The sequence below is a fragment of the Kitasatospora sp. NPDC093558 genome (assembly GCF_040683475.1).
Classification (GTDB): Bacteria; Actinomycetota; Actinomycetes; order Streptomycetales; family Streptomycetaceae; genus Kitasatospora.
Genome location: NZ_JBFBDY010000944.1, coordinates 1 through 2,006 on the forward strand (window position 1 = coordinate 1; position 2,006 = coordinate 2,006).

The 2,006-nt window shown below is 74.5% G+C and carries 1 protein-coding gene; it reads right to left on the bottom strand.

Features of this window, described 5'->3' with window-relative positions; all coding sequences use genetic code 11:
• Positions 1-161: 161 nt before the first annotated feature.
• Positions 162-1,730 carry an alpha/beta hydrolase gene (locus AB0O00_RS37225; RefSeq protein ID WP_363659123.1) on the bottom strand — a complete coding sequence of 523 codons (1,569 nt, stop codon included), beginning with the start codon at positions 1,728-1,730 and terminating at the stop codon, positions 162-164.
• Positions 1,731-2,006 lie beyond the last annotated feature (276 nt).

Sequence of the window (2,006 nt, forward strand, 5' to 3'; positions counted from 1 at the left end):
CTAGGGCGTGTCTTTCGGATCAGGTCGGAGGGCCGCGGCGTCAGGGTGCGTGCATCGCAAGGCGGAGGAGGGAGTCCATGCGGAGCATCGGTGACCGACGACAACGCGGCGAGGCGCGTGCCCTGGCGTCGCGGCACCCGGCCGGATCCGAAAGACACGCCCTAGCCCTGGCCGCCGCACACCGTGCCGTCCGCCGGCACCTTGCCGTCGAGCAGGTAGGCGTCCACCGCCGTCTTCAGGCACGGGTTGCCGGTGTTGTACCCGCCGTGGCCCTCGCCCTGGAGCGTCACCGTGACGCCCACGCCCGCGCCGAGCTGCTGCGCCATCGTCCGCGCGCCCTCGACCGGGGTGGCCGGGTCGCCGGTGGTGCCCACCACCAGGATCGGCGCGGCGCCCGCGGCGGCGACCTCCGGGTGGTCGGTCCTGCCCGCCACCGGCCAGCCGGTGCAGCCGGTCAGGCCCCACGCGGTGAACGCGCCGAAGACCGGGGAGGCGCCCTTGAACTGCGGCAGCTGCTGCTCGACGTCCTGGTCCGAGTAGCGCTGCTTGGCGTCCACGCAGCTGATCGCCCGGTTCGCCGCGTTGAGGTTGTTGTAGTGCCCGTTCGGGTCGCGCCCGAGGAGGCCGTCGGCGAGCTGGAGCAGCAGCGTGCCCGTGCCCTTCTGCATCGCCTCGGTGAGCCCGGCAGCCAGCGCGGGCCACGTCTCCTGGCTGTAGAGCGCGCCCGCGATGCCGGTGACGGCGAGGCTCTCGGTGAGCCGGCGCCCGCCCTCGGCCGGGAGCGGCTTCTGCTGCAACGACTGGAGCAGCTGGGTGACCCGCGCGGTGCCGTCGGCGCCGCCGCTGCCGGTCGGGCAGTCCGGCACGCCGGTGGAGCAGGCCTTCATGAAGTCCTCCAGGGCGAGCTGGAAGCCCTTCGCCTGGCCGAGCGAGGACTGCGCCGGGTCCTTCGTCGGGTCCACCACCGAGTCCAGCACCGCGCGGCCGACCTGCTGCGGGAACAGGTGTGCGTAGACGCCGCCGAGTTGGGTGCCGTAGCTGATGCCGAAGTAGTGCAGCTGCTGGTCCCCGAGGGCCTGCCGCATGAGGTCCATGTCGCGGGCGGCGCTCTCGGTGTCCACGAAGGGCAGCACGGCGCCGGAGTTGTGCTCGCACGCCGCGTTGAACTGCGCGGTGCTCTCGTCCAGCGCCTTGACGGCCGCCGGGCTCTCGGGGGTGTTGTCGAGCGCGTTGGCGGCGTCCATCGCCTTGTCGTCCAGGCACTTCACCCCGGCGCTCGCGCCGACCCCGCGCGGGTCGAAACTCACCAGGTCGTAGCGGGTGTTGAGGGAGGCGTAGGTCTCCGCCAGCGCCGGCAGCGTGGTGACGCCCGAGCCGCCGGGGCCACCGAAGTTGAACACCAGTGAACCGATCCGATGCTGCTCGTCCTTGGCCCGGGAGCGGATCAGCGCGAGGTCGATCGTGCCGCCGCCCGGCTTGGCGTAGTCCAGCGGGGCCTTGAGCGTCGCGCACTGCCAGTCCCCGGCGGGCGGGGTGCCGCCGCCCTGCGCGGCGTCCGGCGCGCCGCACGCGTGCCAGTCGAGCTGCTGGACCGCCGCGGGCGCCGCCGTCACCGGCGCGGCCGGCGCGGGTTCGGCGACGGGCGCGGCCCCGCCCTGGCAGCCGGCCGACGAGGCGAGGAGCAGCGCGCTCAGACCGAGCGCGCCGGCACCGCGGACGACGGTGTGCATGGGGACTCCACCTCTCGGAAGGCCGGACGCCTTGATCGGACGCCGCGATCGGACGCCGCGATCGGTCGCTGCGGTCGTGTCGCTGCGGTCGTGTCGCTGCGATCGGGACGCGGAGCACGCTGATGGCTGCAAGCACGGCGCCGGACCCGGAAGCAGGCGCGCGGACAGGCGCACGCCAGGCCCGCACACGCCCCGCGCTCGTGCGCTCACCCTAGGTGCGCGGTGCCCCGCGCGCCGTCCGGACTCCCCCGTCGGGGGGCGCGTGCCGCCGGCCGT

Bases quoted from the DNA above. Each gene is read 5' to 3' on its own strand.
- AB0O00_RS37225 (WP_363659123.1), bottom strand. From the start codon at position 1,730: ATGCACACCGTCGTCCGCGGTGCCGGCGCGCTCGGTCTGAGCGCGCTG.